Genomic DNA, 18,328 nt, shown 5'->3' on the forward strand with positions numbered 1-18,328 from the left:
GTAATAGTATCAGTATGTCCAAGATTTAGAGATTGCCTGCAATTATTTTGAAGTTTTCGCACCAGAACCATTATCAATGCCATCAGTATCTGGAATACTCTACATCTTACAAAAGCAGTTGAATATCAAAAACAAACAGGTAATTTTAATGAAGATTTATTGCACCATATGTCACCTTTAGGCTGGGAACATATTAATTTATTAGGAGAATACCATTTTAATTCGGAGAAAATAGTCTCGTTAGATTCTTTAAGACCACTGAAACTTTCTTAACGTTGTTAAAAACAGAGGAATCGTCAGGAAAATGGCCTTAGCGTTGTAAATCCGCATTTTCCTGACGGTACCCCTTATAACGATAATTATGTAAATGAGCTGTCCATATGGGCGGCTTATTGTATTTTTTGCTTAGCATGGGGGTTTTCCAAAATGCTGGCGTCGTAAATAATTGTTTTATAAAAAACAATTATTTACGACGCCTTCTCTTTGCTTTCTTACGCTGATTTGTATGACTATATTTTTTTATATGAGTACTTCTGTTCTTCTTATAATTAGGTAACTTAACTATAAGAACAGTAATTGCCCAAAAAATGACAAATATAAGGTTTGCAATCATCCAAAGCTTAATATCATAGTCATATAGCTTACTAAAATACTTTTTGTCAGGAGTAATATGGCTTACGTTACTGTCAATTGCTTCGAGGGTGTAAGGAATAACCCAAAAGGAACCAAATAATATAACAATTATTCCAAGAATGAAACTGAGTATATGTTTTATCAAGTTCTATTCTCCTTTAATTATGTTTATTGTATACGTTCATATAGGGGTAGGACGCACATTTTAACGTTTTTATACGCTAAGGGATTCCCAAAACTCCATAACACGGGTTGAATTGAGAATTTGATTTAAAGATGAGTTTTGAGACACTATTTAAACTCTTTTCAGCACCTTTTACATTGAAGTGCATTTGTCTCAAATATCTACTGGTGATATCGCTTAGAGTAGTAAAATCAACGTTTTCTCATGTCGAATTTTGCTTAGCGTATATTTTCGTTAAAATGTTGGCGGTACCCCAGCAAGACCGCCTAAAAAGTTTTTAGAAACCATCGCAAAATTATTTTTTATCAAAATGGATACTTATTATTAACAAATGGCAAGATACATCCTCTTGAAGTAAAGACCCCGTTAGCTTTATAAAATTCTGCTACCTCTTTGCAGTGTTTTTCTAATTCCTTTAATGTAAATAACTGTGTCTTCGGATACTCGGAAGAGGTTTCCTTAGTATAAGTTAAATGCACAATTGCATATTTTTCTAATTCAATAATCCAATAAATCACATCGTCATTATCTTCTCTCTTTGCTACTGCAACAGCCTTTTTTCCGTAGAGAATGTGATTTGTAGATAACTCCCTATTTAGTTCATTATTAAGAATTTCTGCCAAGTTATCCGGGATGACCCACCACGGTTCCTCCAAAAAGCCTTTTATTATATCCTTCATAGAAAGCTACCTCTTTCGTATTTTTTTCTTCAGCTTGTTTCACTAAACTGCCCCATTAGTTTAATTATAGGGTAGCCCCATATTAAGTAAAAGTTAATTTCGTTAGAATCTTTCTCAGCAACACGCCTTGTGCCTGAAAAGGTTTTAAAAATGTGGTGTATTTTTTTCATCTATCAGACCGACATATTTAGAGGGGTCACCCCACCCCAAATACCCCCATCTACATATAAAAATAATTAGTGCGTCGCATTGTACCGCATGACATCCTCACTGATCTCGTTTATTACTTATTCATTGATTGCTTGTTTCTTTTCTTTCTTTATTCGTTTGTTTGTTCTTCTTTCATTGTTCTTCCATTCGTTCTTTCCTTGCTGTTGTCCTTCCCTCGTGTCATACGCCCTCTCCTACTGTGTACCTATCGCCCAGCAGGGACTATATTGCCTCGCAACAGCACCGCCCTTTTTGATGGGGATTTATGATAGAGGCATCCCCCTTGTTATTGCGTTGCAAAACAGCCTCGTGCAGAACTGATGAGTTGTGATTGGGTTATATAGGGTTTACCGAATAGTTACTTGTCGATACAATCAATATAGCTAGAAAAATTGGGGGAGTCATTATGATTGAAGAACAAAAAGGATAATTAAGGGTTACGAGGGATTATATGAAATCACCGAATCAGGCAGAATTTATTCCCTTAGTAGAAAGCGTTTTAAAGTAAGGTGTAATGATGAATACGGATTCCATATAGTAAAGCTGTCAAAAAACGGTGAAACTACCAACCATAAAGTTTTTGACCTATGGAAGAAAGCATTTCCTAATTTATCCGAAAGTTCCTTTAAGGGTGCAAAAGAAAAGATTTACTGAATAAAGGTAAATATCCATCTCATATTATATAGGGTGGATTTTTGACCTCTTTATTTATAGTGTTTTGAATGTATACTTTTGTTATTTATTTTGAAGATATCGGGGGATTTGGTTTGAAGTCAATTAATAAGGGGATTTGAAAGTAAACTAATGGGTAAAAGTTTACTTTCGGATTTTGAATCATTTATAGCTAATTTTGTAATAAATTTTTCAATATTGATATAGATGTTAAATATGGGTTTTATATCGAAAATTAACAAAAAATATAACATCATAAAAATTAAGATGATTTGTGTCACTTTCCCTTATGCTTAAGATAAGATCGTATTCGCCGATCTTATCTTTTTGGGGTTCAGCCGAGATACGTGTAATTTTGGGTCATAAGCTGTATTTTATCTCCATTATCCGATTATCGTGTAACAAAAAGGTATTTTAATAATAATGTTGCGGATTATTTTTGATACAGTATTTTGTTACAGCAAATTCAACGGTTAGGATATTTCAAATACAAAATGTAACAAAACGTAACAAAAACGACGGCTTTTGTTACATGAATTGGCATGTTATAATGAGTTATCGTTCACTTTAAGAGAACCCAATCTACATATAGGAGGAGTTTAAGTGAATTTATCTCATGAAAAAAACCTAAAATTAATGATGCATACTATTACTTTATTATCTTTCATCATTCTCACTTTTTTTAGCATTACAATTTTTTATATACCCGTAATTTTTTATTTCATATTCAAATCAAAAGAACTTCGTATAATTGCTATTGAAACAGCTGTTTATCAGCTATTCACTTGGATTATTGTATTGATTTGGAATACTTTTGTAATGAGAATTTTAATGTTTTCTATGTTCCATTCCGATATGAATGCAAGTACTATGTCAATGATATTGTGGGCAGTCCCAATTTTTATAATCCTAACTATTTTATTAGTTTTCGGGCCTCTTAAAGGAATTTTATATGTATTACAAGAGAAAGATTTTCATTATCCTATTATCTCTAAATGGATTAGCAAGTAAAAAATAAATAAAGAAGAATCCAGCGAATTATGGATTCTTCTTTATTTTGTATTTAGTGTCTATTTATGAAATATAAACTCATATTTTGTGTTTAAATGCTAGTTTTATTTATAATTGGGGTCCCGCCTCATGCCCATCAACTTAAGCATTTTATAACACCCCAAAACAAAAAAACGGTCTTCTTTCTATTGGTTTTTTGATATTTTGCTCCCATTCTTCTTCTAATTTCAAATTCAATGGTTTGAACCAGACATACAAAAACGCCATCCTCTCGTTTTGAATTTATACGGAAAGGATAGCGTTCTTTTTATTTTATGGAAGCAATTTTTTTAGAATGATTGTCCATTATTGAAAGGGATCTCATTTAACACAATAAATAGATGACCTCAACGTTTTTAATATTTTTAAGTAATTCATAGTACCAATAGTTGTAATCAACTCCATGAATACAAAGAATCCTTTTCCTGTTATATTGTTCAATTGCGTTTACTTACACGAGCAATCATAATATAGTGCCAAGTCTCCACATCAGGATTTACACGATGTAACCACCCATACTTTTCTTTAGCAATTTAAACATATTCTGCTGAGTTAAAAGGAATCGTTCCTTTATTAAAGCTATTTAATTGTTTTATTGTTGATTATGCACTTTTCTTAATGATGGGATACTCGTATTGAAAAAATCTAAATAGTTCTGTAAATGATAATCTGCTACATCACTTTTTCCTTGGAACATACAGGTTGCAATTCCTAATTTTTTTGCAGGTAACAAATCTAGTTCCCTATCTTCAATAGCTAGATCAATCCCGTGCTTCTGATACAAGTAAATATATGAGGATGGATTCGGCTTGCGAGGGAAACCATCATCAATCGTAACCATATCTATAAAGTATTTATCCCATCCATAATATTTTAAAATTTCTAAAACGCCATCTCTATGCTTATGTGTCATAATTACATTCTTATCTGCGAACTTTAAGACTTCTTCCGCACCATGAAATGGTTTCATATCTTTTGGAGACAATTCTTTCTTTAATCTCTTAATTTTTTCTTTCTGCTCACTAGAGATATTATAGTAGTCAATTGCGTGAGAATATGAAACCTTTAACTTTTCATAAATTTCCTTTTTATCTACCGCTTCACCTAACACTAAAGAAAGCATTTCTGTATAAGCAGGATATGTATTAAATAAGGGGTTCTGGTGCAAAAACTTCGGGAAAATTGCAATGAATCTATAAATCTTGGACATACTGATACTATTACTCTAGAAAGGGTGCGTGATCAGTATGGAAAAGGAGAATTTGTTTAAATGGAAGCATTATCAGCCCGAACTAATCTTATTAACAGTAAGGTGGTACCTGCGGTACAATTTGAGCTTCCGTAACCTGGTGGAAATGATGGAACGAGGAGTGGAAGCTAGGCGTATTTTTGTTGACAAAGCAAGTGGACGACACTTTGATCATCCTCAGTATCAATTATTACGAAAAATATTGAGTACAGGTGATATTGTTTACATAGATGCTTTAGATCGTATGGGACGTAACTATGATGAAGTCATTTCGGAGTGGAAATACATAACAAGGGAATTACAAGCTGATATTGTTGTTTTAGAACACGAAACTTTGTTTGATAGTCGTAAATTTCGTGATATGGGTGATATGGGACGATTAATGGAAGACCAATTTTTATCTTTGCTTTCCTATGTTGCAGATCAAGAGCGTAAAAAAATTCATCAGAGACAAGCGGAAGGAATTGCAATAGCTAAATCTCAAGGGAAGCATTTAGGCCGTCCTCAAGTGAACCTTTCAACCTTAAGCAAACAACAAATAAAGATAATAGAAGAAACTCATTCAAAATGGAAGAGTGGCGAAATTACTGCTGTTATGTTTATGGAAATGTTAGAGCTAAAGAAAAACACGTTTTATAAAATAATGAAGGATTTTGAAGAGAACAAATTACAGCCCAAATAAAATATATGAGCCGAATATTCCTTAGAGTAGGAAGTTCGGCTCATTTTATGTTGAATTTTGCTTAACGTATATTTTCGTTACAATGTTGATGGTACACCTATAAGAAAAAACTAACGTCGACGACAACCCTGATGATCATATATTAAAAACAAAAAAATTCACATTATTTCCCCGCGGAAATAGGTGGAGCTGTAAGAACTACGTCGTTATCTTTTAAATGTACGCGAAAAATATATACAGGTTGAGAAAAACCTTTTGTATCAGTGGCGTGCTCTAAATTATACTCTGTAATGACTAATGTCTCACCTTCAAATTCTTCACCTGCTCCGAAAGGCCCCATAGGATAAATGTCTCCTTGTTTCAGTTTTTGAAATGCTTCTTTTGGAGAAATAGTTTCGACGTCTCGCACTTTTTGACCTTTGGAATCGTAAACAGGCATTTTTTTACCTTCCTTACTTAACTCTAGTGATGTTTTTATAGTGACATGAGACATATCTGTTTTTCCATAAGGATCAAATGGCATATTACCAAATTCCTTCATTTGATATGAAATAATTATTCCAAGTGTGACGAAGCTTACTGCAGTGGGTAAGATTAAATATTTGACTATTTGTGTGTGTGATTCTTTTTTTTTCAAAAAAATAAGAACTATATTTAATATACAATACCCTAGCATCATACCTATGGTATTATGAAATAAATCGTCTAATTCCGCACTTCCACGAAGTGTTATAAATTGAAGTGTTTCAATAAATAAAGATGTTGTAATTGAACTGATTAACATCCATTTTGCTTTTAAAAAAACTTCACTAAATAGAGGTAATAAAATCCCTAGCGGAAATAGCATACCTATATTAACAATGATATGAAAAAAAGAATTAAATGAAAATTGATTCCATGCTTGTTGATACTGGCTCATTACATCGAAATCAATTGTTCTTACAAATATATTCTCAGCTGAACGGCCAAATGTGGTAGCTAATATTACAAGGGAATAATATCCTATTATTAGTATAAATAATATAATTTGTTTTTTAGTAAGTTTTTTTTCTTGTTCATTAATAAAATTCATTTTACACCTCTTTAAAATAATATATATTTTATCTGCCATGGAAATCCTTTTTTTAAATACGAATAATTTACCATTAATTAATGGTAAATTATTCGTATTTCCTTATTTAAACTGTAATTCTTAATCGAAAGTTTTAAGCACTAAAATAACTTGATATCGCACCACAGGCTTTTCATGAATGCTTCTGTTATTCATTGTAGTGGTAAGATTATTTTTCTCATATTGAATTTCCTTTCATTTCACTTACATATTTGTAATATTTCTGAAAATACAGTTTATAAGATCCTTAGTGATGATTCCGAAAATTGGAAATAGCTTTTCAAAATGGATCGTTATCGTAATGTAGAACAAGAGCAATTAGAATGTCACCTTTATGGGCAACTCATTAGTATTCTATTATGTTCTTCTACTATGTTTAAAATGCGAAAACTCCTGCTACGTAAGAAACAGAAAGAACTAATTGATAATGCAAACCCTAATTACAGACAAAGGGAGAAGAATGCTTATTATTTTCCTCCCTCTGTCTATTAACAATACTTGATTATAGCTCTGTAACCTTTTTTATTCATCTCGTGTTATTCTACGAATAGTTTAAGGTATAAGTACTTCTTATTTGATATTTAGTGATGATTCACTGAAAACATATATTCTTTGTATGTTTTTCGTGTGGATAGAATAAGCCCCATCATTAGCATGTTCGAAAATAAAGAGCTTCCGCCATATGATAAAAATGGTAGTGCAATACCTTTGACAGGCATTAATCCTACAATCATACCGATATTTTGAAAAAATTGTAACATTAGGACGCCTACAATTCCTGCGCATAGTAAGGTGCCGAATAAATTATCTGCGGAATTACCAATTATAAGTATTCGGGAAAGCATTAAGAAGAATATACATATTATAAAAGTGGCGACTATAAAACCGCCTTCTTCGGCAATTGTGGCAAAAATGAAATCAGTATGTTTTTCTGGAATATAAACATTTCCAGAACCGAAGCCTTTTCCTTCTATCCCTCCACTACCAACAGCTAAAAGTGATTGTTGAGTTTGATATCCCTGATCTGTATGCTGAAATGGATCTAACCAGCCTAAAATTCTCGATTGTTGGTGAGGCTTTAATAAAGTAACTAACTTATTGAAGAAAATATCTGGATATTTTACGTATATAAATATTAAAGCAGACAATACAGTCATCGGAATCCCTGCACATAGTACGATTAACTTTTTTTGAATTCCTGACATAAATATAATACATGCAATGGCTGCTATATATAGAAACACCATTCCTGTATCGGGTTGACTATATACAAGTAACGCAGGTGGAATAGATATCAAAAATATTTTACCAATCAAAAGTAAATCAGTTTGAAATGTCCGTGCCATATACTGCGCATTATGTTTTACGACTAAACTTGCGACCAGAAGAAGTAAGGCAAGCTTAAAAAATTCAGCTGGTTGAGTAGCACCAATAATTGGAAACCTAAACCATCTTTTTGCACCTGATATTTCAGGTGTAAAACTCGATACTGGTAATACCTTTAAGATGATAATTGAGATGAACCCCACTATATAAATCGGCCAAGCTAATTTTTGTAATTGATCTAAATCGATATTGGCAACAATTAATAATAGAACAAAACCGATGGCGTAATTTACCATTTGTTTCATAGCAAAATTTTGGTTACCATATTGCCCGGTTTGCTGACTACTGTATATTGCAACAATACTGGTGACACATAATATGAATAAAATGAATATTAGTTTCTTATCTAATTTTTTTAAAAAAACTATTTTTTCCACCATTATCCCCCCTAGGCATTGTTGTATTTACTTTTTATAGGAACTATCCTGTTTTTTATGTGTACATTAACATTTATTAATATAATTTTACAATAATAAGGATAGATTGAACATTCTCAAAATTATCCATACTGATTAGACTACTTTAAAAAGGTGTATGATTAGTGTGGATAAGGAAAGTTTATTTAAATGGATACATTATCAACCTAATATTATTTTGTTGAACGTGAAATGGTACCTACGGTAAAACCTAAATTTTCGTGACTTGGTGGAGTGCTTTTTAAATCCTGCCTACTTTGCATGAGTCACTCCAAACTTATCTGAACCAGACATGTAGTCAGACTATTTTTAGAATACGGGTATCACTATGACCTGATTTAATAGATCTCTCACATGAATCTTAAAGTTCTTACATTAAAAATTTTCTGAATTATATTTTGAATTTTTTCGGAGAAGTTCTTCAATAAGTTTTGCTTTTTCATTCACCTTTGTTGCATATGTGAAATCACCATAACAATATGGATACCTAAAATTATTTTTATTTCCACCACAAGTGTACATCTCTGGATGTTGATCAACTTTCATCTTAGAAAAATTTTTGGCCGAATCTTCCGAGTGTTGTTTAACTTCTTGACTCGCAATAAAATCAATATACCCTGGTCCCATATTATAGCTTTGAATAATTGTATCCATGCTAACATCTTTTTCCGTCCCATATTTGTACATTTGAGCAAAGTGTTTTACCCCTTGTTCAATGCTCAAGCTTGTCTCTTGAATTTCATTTGGCTTTAATCCCAGTGATTCAGAAGACTGCATAGGGTCGTTTCCCTCACCTCTACTCTCTTGGTACATAATTCCTAATAAAACTGCTGTTTTCTCTCCTAAATTATATTTCTCTAATTCTTTTTTCAAGGTGAGCTCATATTGCAATAAACGTTTTTCGGCAGCAATCACTTTATTTCTTTGAATATTGGTTTTATGCTTAACATAAAATATTCCAAGCATGGTTCCTAAACCTAAAATACTAATATAGAATACTATAATAAATCGTGTTTTAATCGTATCCTTCATATAATACTCCTCCTCGTATAAAAAATTCGTACCTTTTTGGTCTCAAAATTATTTCTTTTAGGTGTAAAGTTTAATATAGGAATTTAAAGAAAAACAACCGCCTGAATTGGAGGATTTTTCAAGGCGGGTTATTCTTTGAATCGTTTCCGTACCCCTACAAGTGTCACACTTTTTTTTTGAACTTTGTTGTTCTTTGTTTTGCCCAATTGATACATTTCTTTTCAATTAAATGATACGATAATATAGAACAAAGTATTGTCGTTGTAATACATAAGATAAGAAGAAAAAGGGTGGGTATCTTTGCATACAAAAGTTTAAAGAGTACCATCGTGATTGGAAAGTGACATAAATAGATGCTATATGAAATTTCCCCTAAGTATACAAATACACCCTTATTTAAAATAGCTTTTACCTTTAGGTTATTCATTGCCATAATGATTATTATACTAACACCAATTACGACACCCCAATCTTTTAATAAGAAAGTAGTATCATTACTAGAAAGCCCATAAATCATAATGGAATATAGATATAGAAAGACCCCTAATGCAATAAGAAGTTTTCTGTTTAAGTTTTTCATACTTCTATATAATTGAGTAAGTTCTTCCTGGTGTTTAAAAAGTAGCATTCCAACCATAAACATAGATGTGAAATGCAGTGTATCGGCATAACCATTATAAAACCCCTCAGCTTTCCCAATATGCAACATATTAAGGAAAATACCAATTAAAGAAAAGCTCATAGCAAACAGTATCGTTTTCTTCCAACTCTGTTTATAAAACAGAAGGAATAACAAGGGAAACACGATAGATATACGCATTTCTTGAGCTAATGACCAGATAACCGGATTATAATTATCCGTAAAAAAGTTATTAAGAAGTACAAAGTGATTCATAATATCTAATTTTGTTATTGGCCCTTGCCACTTATCATAGAACCAATCTCGTAGTCCCGTAACTTCATATGGTGAAAACAAAATAAATAAAGCAAAGGTGATGAATATCCAGAAATAATAAGGAATATAGATTCGTACAAATCGCTTAATTAAATATCCCCAATAATTTGTTTTTGAATGATAGAGTGCCATAGATAGCACAAAACCACTGAGTACATAAAAAACGATTACAGCTTCTCCACCCGCCCATAAAAACCTAAGCGGGGAAAATTTAATAGAATTAGGCAACGATGGTAGCATTAAACAAAAGTGTCCAAATACCACTGTGATAGCCGCTAGTCCTCGTATTGAATCTAATTCGTTTATTCTCTTACTCATAAAGTGTTCTCCTTGTCAACTTTAAATTTCGTTATTAATATAGATAACTATAATAGTGTGGTAAGCGAAGTAAATATATTTTTTTCGTTAAAATCCCGATATAAACGCTACAAAAAATTGTGTATCTTTTAAAGGGGCTTTTCATATTTATGCATAAATTATAGAATAAATATAGAAAGAAAAAAGAAATTTTATCTAAAGTTTTTTTTAAGATTTTATTCTAATTTATTAACACACATAAACATATTTACGTATTTTAAAAGCTATTTTGCTGTTAATATAGACCACTATACTAGTACAGTTGGAGAATTGTACATATTGTGCTTATGTTTCTTTAAATTCCTGATATAAGCAATACAAAGTCAATCTGTGCATCTTTTGAAGAGAATGTTCGTCTCTAAGCATAAATTATATAATAATAATCGTTAAAAATTTCATTCTAGAACATCGTATTGTCGTTTAGAAAACATTTTAAAACTCTTTTCTAAACCCTTATTATAGTCTGTCTGTTTCTCTGTCCATTGAACCCCCTTATTGCCAGGCCAACCTGAGGTATTAGCAATATGTTTTAATAGATCTGTTCCTTTTAAACTTTTCTGTAAACCACGGTTATATGCCCTTGCCATATTAGATATTGCAATTCGAGTATTGGTTTCTGCATTTTTCAAATCTTCGTTCGTTAAATCTCTGGGTACTAATCCACTTCGATGGAGTTGAAACAGTCCAAGGGATGTGCCCTGATCTCCAACTGCATTTAGGTCAAACTTGCTTTCAAGGTGCATATCCAAGCATAATTAGTGATTGAGTCTGCACCTTCAATTTTTTGTTTATCTTTTTTATGAATATATTTTTGTACATATGCGTTTTATATAGTGATTTCTAATAATAAGGAAGTAAATAATTTGCATACAAATAAAGCTTACTAATACAACAATTGAGCTTTGAATAACGGACATATCCCTACTCATTGTTTGTCCTAATTGGTGCAGAGTTAGAAATGCAAAACTGCTGTGAACCATAGCCACTACAATCGGTAAGAAAAATAGGATCATCATTTGTCTTGTCACAATTTGCTTTAACTCTTTTTGGCGTAAACCTAATTTTGAAAGCATCTGATATTGCTCTTTATCACGTTCTAAATCAGTAAATAGACGGAAATATAAAAAGCTTAGAGTAAATACGAAAAATACAATCCCCACCAATACACTTGAAATAGAAAGTAATCCATTTTGTTGTTTCAGTTCAAGCCATTTTAAATACAAAGATGAAAAGATATAAAAATCATCTTGACTCGTACCAATGGACTTCATAAGTTTTGTAGAAATTGCACTTGTTTCAGGCCAATTTTTTATGATAAAACCGTATATGGTGTAATCTCGGAGTACGCTTTCTTGTTCTATATTTAGGACTTTACTGTAAACGGCATCAGAGACAATAACAGGTTTCTCAATGGCGGCGAATTCTGGGATATAAATTGTTTTTTGAACAGAAAGTGGTACTTCTAGTTCACCATGCCTTAATTCAAAGGGTTTTAGATCCTCTGCACTTGTGTGATTTTTCTTTCGTAGTATAGCGATACTTTCATTTTCATTTGTTAATTTTTCTATTTCATACCCTAATTTTTTAGCGTATTCATTATACGTAGAAAGATTAATTAAAACCGGCCCATTTTGTGGCCTTTTAAATTTTGTTGCTACAAGTTTATAAGAAAATCCAGATTCTTTTAATTGTTTTTTTATCTCTTCAATATGGGATTCTTCTAGTGTATTCCCCTTATCCGATTGATAGGTAAATGCATATGGGGTCTCATGTTTTGCCAATTCAGGATTTGCGATTGCCGTACAAACTCCAATTGCTGTAAAAGATACAGCTGATATAATTGTAACGATAAAGAACGTTCTCACATTATCTTTCATTCGATACAATAATTCTGAGATAACAAGGAGATTGGTTCTTTTAAAGAATGTAGTTTCTCTATTTTTTAAAGTGTATATCACATATACACACAATTGAGTAAAGAAAAAATAGGTTCCACATACAATTAATAAGACACCTACTCCTACGAGTAGGAATACTTGGTTCAAAGTACTCATGTAATTCACCGCGACGATACAGTGGTGGACGGCGGAGTAACCTGCTCCAATTAAGATAATTGCCAACAAGGATATCCAAACGGACGCTTTCGGCTCAGGTTTTGGTTTTTCCTCTGATTTTATGAGTTTTACAAGCTCATTCATTTTCACCATTTTTGATGTAAACAATGAAATGAGTAGAAATAAAACAAAAAAGGAAATAGCTGTTACTCCCATAGACTTTAATGGAAAGTAAAATGCTAACGTATTCTCTATTCCCAATAAAGACCCACTAATTAGTAAAAATAATTTAGAAAAAATCATCCCAATCCCAATGCCTACTAGTATAGAAGGGATTCCAATCAACATGTTTTCGAAAAAAATTAATCGATGAAGCTGTTGATGAGACATTCCATGTAACATTAATAATCCAAACTCTTTTTTTCTATTTTTTAAAAATGCGCTAACAGAATAGAAAATAAATAAGAAAGAGAAAACAAAGATTAAGTAATACGATAGTTGAAATCCTATTTTCCCAAATGTATTCATTATGGTACTTGCATGAGTCAGTTCGCCTTGTAGATTCGGATGAAAGACAAGTAGCCCATAAGTAAAGAAAATCATTACCGCAAATGTACTACTAAAAAAATGTCCAAGATATATTCGTTTATTCCGTATAACATTATTAAATGCGAGCTGTCGAAAATTCATTTTTGTTCCCTCCTAACATAGAAAGAATATCCATAATATTTTGATAAAATAACGAACGATTGTCATTGTAGAAAATTTCATTATATAACTGTCCATCTTTAATAAAAATAACGCGGTCACAGTAACTTGCAGCAACTGGATCGTGCGTTACTAACATCATTGTTGCCTTTTCCTCTTTATTTAATTGTGTTAATATCTCCATTACATCTTGAGAAGCTTTAGAATCTAAGTTTCCTGTTGGCTCATCGGCAAGAACCAATTTAGGAGAATGAATGAGTGCACGAGCAATCGCTGTTCGCTGTGCTTGTCCTCCTGATATTTCATATGTTCGTTTATTCAATATTTCACTGATTCCTAATTTTTTTGAAATAGATTCTACTCGTTTATTTATTCTTTTCACATTCATGCCATCTAATACGAGCGGAAGAACTATATTCTCTTTTACTGTTAATGTATGCAACAGGTTAAAGGATTGAAAGACGAACCCTAATTCCTGTCTGCGAAATACGGCCAAATCATTGGGTGATAGTTGATAAGGATTTTTACTATTAATGAATACACTGCCTAATGTTGGCGAGTCAATAGTAGAAATCATATTCAATAACGTTGTTTTCCCACTACCCGATGGGCCCATAATCCCAACAAATTCTCCCTCTATAATTGTTAAATTAATATTTAAAAGTGCTGTATGTGAAACCTTTCCTGTGTATTCTTTACTAAGATCTTTTACTTTTACTATTTTCATATGAGAAATCCCCTCCAAATTTACAAACTGATTATGAGCGTTGATAGATGATGCCTGCCGACATTTTTCCTTTTTAAAAATACGAATAATTTTCTATTAATTGATGGTCTAGTTTCGTATTTCCTTATTTAACCTGTAATTCTTAATCGAATGTTTTAAGCACTAAAATAGCTTGATATCGTACCTCAGAATTTTTATGAATGTTTCTGTTTTCATTGTAGTATTAAGATTGTTATTCTCATATTGAATTACCTTTCATTTTTCTTACACGCTTGCAATGTTTCTGAAAATACAGTTTATAGAGTCTGCAGCCATGATTCTTTTTTGGGAAATAGCAAAGAGGGATTTATCATATGCACTTTACTATACGAAACTAGATTTCTGTATAGTTTTTATTTGCAATTCATTGTGTTTTTCTTTACCAAACACGTATCAAAATCAATATTATGAAAGTAAACTACTGGGTAAAAGTTTACTTTCGATTTTGTAATCATTTATAGCTCATTTTGTAATAAATTCACTCGATATAGATATAAATGTTAAATATGGGATTAGTACACCAAATTAACTAAAAATAATATATAATAAAAATATGATGGTTATCAATTTTATTTACCCCATGTTTTAAAGATAAGGTGGAATTCTCCAATCTTATTTTTTTTGTTTGTTTATTTAAGTATGTTTCCAAATAAGAGTAAAGCGATAAGGGAGTTTTTAACTAAAAGTGGATATAAAGACTTTAAATGATACGATAGAAAAGCGAAAAGAAGAATTGATTCAGTTGGTTATAAAATACGGGTTTAGTCACAAGAAAGTAATTCACGTTAGCCAGGAGCTAGATCTTTTAATTTATCAGCTAATGAGAAAATCTAAAAGGGGTATCGCCAGCATTTTGGAAAAAAAACACGCTAAGCAAAAAATACAATAAGCTGTCCATATGGACAGCTCATTTACATAATTATCGTTATTGGAAGTTATTCCAAACCCCTCCTCATTTTGAGAGAGGCACGATTCGCTCTCAATATTTTTTCTTTTTAAGTAAGTAAAGTCCTGTCAGATTAGCTCCTAGTGCAATGATACCTATAACAACAGAAACACTTAGAGAAACCACCTGATTTGGAATCAGATCAATAAGGTCTGTCGAAAGTAATATAATGGTTGCCAACCATGTTAAACCGACAATGTAAAGCCAATTTGTTTTCTTTGCCATAACTTATTCACCTCTTTTCTTCATTGTACCAGTCAACAGAAAATATTTGTACAAATTTGGATGAATAGGATATTCATGTCAGGATAACATAACGTCCTATTACCGGTAGCAAGGACAAGACGGATCCCTACTTTCACAAGGAATCCGCCTTTTTCTTTTTCTATCATTCAATACATCTTTTTATACATTTCTATTGTGGCGCGGGTTTTCGGATTCTCGTTTGTTACTGGATTAGCCGAAAAACTGTATAAAATCTTGCATGCTCTTAGCGTATATTTCCGTTAAAATGTGGGCGCGACCCCATTGCTATCAACCTAAGATTCTTAAATGCCCCCATAACGAAAATGAGAAAGCATTAACAAAATTATAATTAAAACGTCACTTTATATTGTTTAATCGAGATTTTAAAATACCAATTATGTGATGAAATCCTTTTCCTTGGTACTACTATTACACAGAATTGCCCCTAGCTCTTGCTAGGGCTTTTTCTATATATCTTTATTTACATGAGAAACGTAGGTACGTTATAATAATCTCTTATTACATGCAAAGAGGTGCAAAAAATGAATAAAACCGAATTAACAAAAATGGTAGCAGAAAAAGCAGAACTTACACAAAAAGATGCAGCTGCAGCAACACAAGCTGTATTAGATGCTATAACAAATGCGCTTGCAAATGAAGAGAAAGTACAGATTCTTGGTTTTGGTACATTTGAAGTGCGTGAAAGATCTGCACGTACAGGACGTAATCCACAAACAGGTGAAGCAATGCAAATTGCTGCATCTAAAGTCCCTGCTTTTAAAGCCGGAAAAGAATTAAAAGTAGCAGTGAAATAATTATACATAGTGAAAAAGGATCTGATATGAATATCAGATCCTTTTTTTTAGTAGGGGTCTCGCCACATCACTATCAATCAAACAAAATAAAATACCTCTTAAAATGAAAAAATACGCTTTCTTTCTGTAGACTTATAGGAAAGGATGGCGTTTTTTTTACACTTGGGGGTAAAGCAAATTCTTAAGTTGATGGGCATGCGGCTGAACCCCTACGAGCAACAATTTTAAAGCATCGATACTACTTTTCTACTAATACAATATCGTCAATATAAGCATCACAGCTTTCACCGGAAGGGATATAAATGTAGACTTTTTCGGAAGTCTCTGTATCTCCAGTAGTAAATTCAACAGATTTTTGTTCATATTGTGAGGAAGTGAACTCCATTGCTTTTTCACCTGCCCCTATAATAACCTTCTGTCCCGAGGATACTACTTTTCCATTTGCTGATAATGTATATGTAGTATTAGGTTTTAAAGTTACATATCCTTCGAATCCACCATTTGATCCTGTTAAGTGAATTCCTCTAGAGTTATTTATTCCTGCATGTTCTTCAATACTGGAATTTACATAGCCCCATTGTGTAAGAGGATCTAAATTGGAATTTCGATCAAAATCAATATTTAAAATATAAGATTTCTCCTTTAATCGTATATTATCAAACTTAGCTCTACCATTTCCTGTTGAAGCAAATTTTACTGCAAAGTTTGATACATCCTCACCTGTTTCAAACTTAAAATCATGGTGGGCTGGCTTAAAACCTGTATACTGTTTTTGAGTTAATGGAACTACATTTTGATTCGAATCTAGACTACCTACTGTTACTTCTGCTGGAGATCCTATAATCCCTGCTACATCAAACGTTAATGTATATTCTGTATTTGGCTTTACAGCAACAACTTGATAAGCTGTATCTGCATGTATTAATTGCAAATAATGATTCCCCGTTTCAGAAGTACCAATGTTCTCATTAAAAGAATTAGGATTGGATAAAGTCCAATTATTTAGCCCTTCTTCAAAGTCTCCATTTGTAACTTGTTCAGATACAGATAGACTATCCGCTGATACAGTACTTGAAAAAACGATACTAGCACTTAATACGATTACTGTAGAATATACTCCTAAACCAAACTTCTTTACCATCTCCGTCATCCCCTTTAGATACGTTAAAATTGTACTTTTTCATATTTCTATGCGCTTTTAGATAAACCTACCAAAAAATTCAAATAAACATTTTCTAAATATTTAATCGAATATTCCATCTACAATGTATTAGCTTCAACTCCCCTTATAGTGGGCACCATATCATTCTGGGGTACCGCCAGCATTTTGGAAAAAACCATACTAAGCAAAAAATACAATGAGCCGCCCATATGGACAGCTCATTTACATAATGACCGTTATTGGAAGTCGTTTTAAAATTCTACATGTTTACTTTTTTCTTGTTCTTACGAATAAACCACAACACCACAGTTAAAAATAATAAAAAAATCAGTAAAAAGAGCGGTATTTTTTGAATAAAGAAAAATCCTTTCCAAAAATCTAACCTAGTACTATCAGGAGAATCTGTTGCCATCCCACCTATAAAAAAAGACAACGGAATAGCAAGTATATTTATCCCTAAACCGATCATTATGAATGATAGATTTTTATTCCGAATTTTTGGTAATGCAGCCATAATAAATAAAGATAATGAGGTAACAATTATAAGAAACAGTAATCCAAAATAAAATCCAAAATAAAATACAATATCCATAATAAATCCCATAATATCCCTCCAAGACTTTAATTGTACCATCAATAAGGGTAATTTTGGTTGAATATGATATTCATAGAAAGTTAACATAGGGGTACCGCCACATCGCTATCAAGCTAAGCTTATGCAAAGTCAATTTTAGACGAAATTGTTTCTTTTTTCTAAAGGGCAAGTGTAGTTGATTGAAAGATTTGCATACGAAATAAACCTTAGCGGGTTTCATTTTTTTGAATTAAGCGGCTTGATTATAAGACAGGGTACAATTGTAAACGACACCTAATATATCAAAGACCGTTTTTTTTTCATATCGATGAGATTTCCGCCCGTTTTGCTGTAGGAGATTGAACAGACGAAGTAACACCTTTGATAGCTCTTGGGTGTTTTTTTGTATAGTTTGGAATAGAAGAAGAAAATAGTCTTTA

The 18,328-nt window shown here is 32.1% G+C and carries 17 protein-coding genes and 4 pseudogenes; 7 read left to right on the forward strand and 14 right to left on the reverse strand.

Going from position 1 to position 18,328, the window contains the following annotated elements:
• Positions 1–69 precede the first annotated feature (69 nt).
• Positions 70–273: pseudogene (locus BAQ49_RS00005) on the forward strand (Tn3 family transposase); the annotation flags it as partial.
• Positions 274–463: 190 nt separating this feature from the next.
• Here BAQ49_RS00005 and BAQ49_RS00010 read toward each other — a convergent pair.
• Positions 464–778 (reverse strand): hypothetical protein, encoded by a 315-nt coding sequence (locus BAQ49_RS00010; protein WP_071743691.1) that lies wholly within the window; start codon positions 776–778, stop codon positions 464–466.
• A gap of 344 nt (positions 779–1,122) precedes the next feature.
• The gene (locus BAQ49_RS00015; RefSeq protein ID WP_244159055.1) at positions 1,123–1,497 is read right to left on the reverse strand and encodes a hypothetical protein; all 375 of its coding nucleotides are present in this window, start codon (positions 1,495–1,497) and stop codon (positions 1,123–1,125) included.
• A gap of 639 nt (positions 1,498–2,136) precedes the next feature.
• On the opposite strand from BAQ49_RS00015, the gene BAQ49_RS33365 reads away from it, so the two are divergent.
• Together BAQ49_RS33365 and BAQ49_RS00025 are read left to right on the forward strand one after the other, a co-directional pair.
• The gene (locus BAQ49_RS33365) at positions 2,137–2,361 is read left to right on the forward strand and encodes an NUMOD4 domain-containing protein (RefSeq protein WP_279626788.1); all 225 of its coding nucleotides are present in this window, start codon (positions 2,137–2,139) and stop codon (positions 2,359–2,361) included.
• 621 nt (positions 2,362–2,982) lie between these two features.
• Entirely contained in the window at positions 2,983–3,390 is a 408-nt protein-coding gene (locus tag BAQ49_RS00025) for a hypothetical protein (RefSeq protein WP_071743692.1), read from the forward strand.
• A 631-nt stretch (positions 3,391–4,021) separates the two neighbouring features.
• Here BAQ49_RS00025 and BAQ49_RS00030 read toward each other — a convergent pair.
• Complete coding sequence (locus BAQ49_RS00030; protein ID WP_071743693.1) at positions 4,022–4,639, reverse strand: HAD hydrolase-like protein; 618 nt, start codon at positions 4,637–4,639, stop codon at positions 4,022–4,024.
• A 37-nt stretch (positions 4,640–4,676) separates the two neighbouring features.
• On the opposite strand from BAQ49_RS00030, the gene BAQ49_RS00035 reads away from it, so the two are divergent.
• Complete coding sequence (locus BAQ49_RS00035) at positions 4,677–5,360, forward strand: recombinase family protein (RefSeq protein ID WP_116733407.1); 684 nt, start codon at positions 4,677–4,679, stop codon at positions 5,358–5,360.
• A 163-nt stretch (positions 5,361–5,523) separates the two neighbouring features.
• Here BAQ49_RS00035 and BAQ49_RS00040 read toward each other — a convergent pair whose 3' ends face one another.
• Positions 5,524–6,432 carry a VanZ family protein gene (locus tag BAQ49_RS00040; RefSeq protein WP_071743694.1) on the reverse strand — a complete coding sequence of 303 codons (909 nt, stop codon included), beginning with the start codon at positions 6,430–6,432 and terminating at the stop codon, positions 5,524–5,526.
• A gap of 620 nt (positions 6,433–7,052) precedes the next feature.
• On the reverse strand, positions 7,053–8,237 hold the full coding sequence (locus tag BAQ49_RS00050; protein WP_071743695.1) for an FtsW/RodA/SpoVE family cell cycle protein: 1,185 nt from the start codon (positions 8,235–8,237) through the stop codon (positions 7,053–7,055).
• A gap of 154 nt (positions 8,238–8,391) precedes the next feature.
• Here BAQ49_RS00050 and BAQ49_RS34190 point away from each other — a divergent pair.
• A pseudogene (locus tag BAQ49_RS34190) lies at positions 8,392–8,478 on the forward strand (IS6 family transposase); the annotation flags it as partial.
• A gap of 170 nt (positions 8,479–8,648) precedes the next feature.
• Here BAQ49_RS34190 and BAQ49_RS00055 read toward each other — a convergent pair.
• From BAQ49_RS00055 to BAQ49_RS00075, 5 genes and pseudogenes are all read right to left on the reverse strand, one after another.
• The gene (locus BAQ49_RS00055) at positions 8,649–9,305 is read right to left on the reverse strand and encodes a lysozyme family protein (RefSeq protein ID WP_071743696.1); all 657 of its coding nucleotides are present in this window, start codon (positions 9,303–9,305) and stop codon (positions 8,649–8,651) included.
• Between the two features lie 163 nt (positions 9,306–9,468).
• Complete coding sequence (locus tag BAQ49_RS00060) at positions 9,469–10,578, reverse strand: acyltransferase family protein (RefSeq protein WP_071743697.1); 1,110 nt, start codon at positions 10,576–10,578, stop codon at positions 9,469–9,471.
• 434 nt (positions 10,579–11,012) lie between these two features.
• Positions 11,013–11,351: pseudogene (locus BAQ49_RS00065) on the reverse strand (transglycosylase); the annotation flags it as partial.
• Positions 11,352–11,414: 63 nt separating this feature from the next.
• Positions 11,415–13,361 carry an FtsX-like permease family protein gene (locus BAQ49_RS00070; RefSeq protein ID WP_071743698.1) on the reverse strand — a complete coding sequence of 649 codons (1,947 nt, stop codon included), beginning with the start codon at positions 13,359–13,361 and terminating at the stop codon, positions 11,415–11,417.
• A complete protein-coding gene (locus BAQ49_RS00075) occupies positions 13,336–14,106 on the reverse strand; it encodes an ABC transporter ATP-binding protein (protein ID WP_071743699.1) in 771 nt (256 codons plus the stop codon). Before BAQ49_RS00075 ends, BAQ49_RS00070 begins: the two co-directional genes overlap by 26 nt.
• A gap of 724 nt (positions 14,107–14,830) precedes the next feature.
• Here BAQ49_RS00075 and BAQ49_RS00085 point away from each other — a divergent pair.
• Positions 14,831–15,034: an aspartyl-phosphate phosphatase Spo0E family protein gene (locus tag BAQ49_RS00085; RefSeq protein WP_071743700.1), complete on the forward strand. Its 204-nt coding sequence runs from the start codon at positions 14,831–14,833 to the stop codon at positions 15,032–15,034.
• Positions 15,035–15,124: 90 nt separating this feature from the next.
• On the opposite strand, the gene BAQ49_RS00090 is transcribed toward BAQ49_RS00085, so the two are convergent.
• Positions 15,125–15,316 carry a hypothetical protein gene (locus tag BAQ49_RS00090; RefSeq protein ID WP_071743701.1) on the reverse strand — a complete coding sequence of 64 codons (192 nt, stop codon included), beginning with the start codon at positions 15,314–15,316 and terminating at the stop codon, positions 15,125–15,127.
• A 563-nt stretch (positions 15,317–15,879) separates the two neighbouring features.
• Between BAQ49_RS00090 and BAQ49_RS00095 the strand changes: the two genes are divergently transcribed.
• Positions 15,880–16,152: a non-specific DNA-binding protein Hbs gene (locus BAQ49_RS00095; protein ID WP_002151048.1), complete on the forward strand. Its 273-nt coding sequence runs from the start codon at positions 15,880–15,882 to the stop codon at positions 16,150–16,152.
• A 238-nt stretch (positions 16,153–16,390) separates the two neighbouring features.
• On the opposite strand, the gene BAQ49_RS00100 is transcribed toward BAQ49_RS00095, so the two are convergent.
• The 3 genes and pseudogenes from BAQ49_RS00100 to BAQ49_RS00110 all read right to left on the reverse strand — a co-directional run.
• Entirely contained in the window at positions 16,391–17,293 is a 903-nt protein-coding gene (locus BAQ49_RS00100) for a carbohydrate binding domain-containing protein (RefSeq protein WP_071743702.1), read from the reverse strand.
• 280 nt (positions 17,294–17,573) lie between these two features.
• Positions 17,574–17,906 (reverse strand): hypothetical protein, encoded by a 333-nt coding sequence (locus tag BAQ49_RS00105; protein ID WP_071743706.1) that lies wholly within the window; start codon positions 17,904–17,906, stop codon positions 17,574–17,576.
• Between the two features lie 232 nt (positions 17,907–18,138).
• Positions 18,139–18,328 (reverse strand): annotated as a pseudogene (locus BAQ49_RS00110) (IS4 family transposase); the annotation flags it as partial.

The sequence above is a fragment of the Bacillus proteolyticus genome, from assembly GCF_001884065.1.
GTDB classification, from domain to species: domain Bacteria; phylum Bacillota; class Bacilli; order Bacillales; family Bacillaceae_G; genus Bacillus_A; species Bacillus_A proteolyticus.

Excerpts from the sequence above, each read along its gene's own strand:
- BAQ49_RS00105 (WP_071743706.1), bottom strand. The coding sequence starts at position 17,906 with ATGGATATTGTATTTTATTTTGGATTTTATTTTGGATTACTGTTTCTT.
- BAQ49_RS00075 (WP_071743699.1), bottom strand. The coding sequence starts at position 14,106 with ATGAAAATAGTAAAAGTAAAAGATCTTAGTAAAGAATACACAGGAAAG.
- BAQ49_RS00050 (WP_071743695.1), bottom strand. The coding sequence starts at position 8,237 with ATGGTGGAAAAAATAGTTTTTTTAAAAAAATTAGATAAGAAACTAATA.
- BAQ49_RS00090 (WP_071743701.1), bottom strand. The coding sequence starts at position 15,316 with ATGGCAAAGAAAACAAATTGGCTTTACATTGTCGGTTTAACATGGTTG.
- BAQ49_RS00100 (WP_071743702.1), bottom strand. The coding sequence starts at position 17,293 with ATGGTAAAGAAGTTTGGTTTAGGAGTATATTCTACAGTAATCGTATTA.
- BAQ49_RS00035 (WP_116733407.1), top strand. The coding sequence starts at position 4,677 with ATGGAAAAGGAGAATTTGTTTAAATGGAAGCATTATCAGCCCGAACTA.
- BAQ49_RS00040 (WP_071743694.1), bottom strand. The coding sequence starts at position 6,432 with ATGAATTTTATTAATGAACAAGAAAAAAAACTTACTAAAAAACAAATT.
- BAQ49_RS00060 (WP_071743697.1), bottom strand. The coding sequence starts at position 10,578 with ATGAGTAAGAGAATAAACGAATTAGATTCAATACGAGGACTAGCGGCT.
- BAQ49_RS00095 (WP_002151048.1), top strand. The coding sequence starts at position 15,880 with ATGAATAAAACCGAATTAACAAAAATGGTAGCAGAAAAAGCAGAACTT.
- BAQ49_RS00070 (WP_071743698.1), bottom strand. The coding sequence starts at position 13,361 with ATGAATTTTCGACAGCTCGCATTTAATAATGTTATACGGAATAAACGA.
- BAQ49_RS00055 (WP_071743696.1), bottom strand. The coding sequence starts at position 9,305 with ATGAAGGATACGATTAAAACACGATTTATTATAGTATTCTATATTAGT.
- BAQ49_RS00015 (WP_244159055.1), bottom strand. The coding sequence starts at position 1,497 with ATGAAGGATATAATAAAAGGCTTTTTGGAGGAACCGTGGTGGGTCATC.
- BAQ49_RS00030 (WP_071743693.1), bottom strand. The coding sequence starts at position 4,639 with ATGTCCAAGATTTATAGATTCATTGCAATTTTCCCGAAGTTTTTGCAC.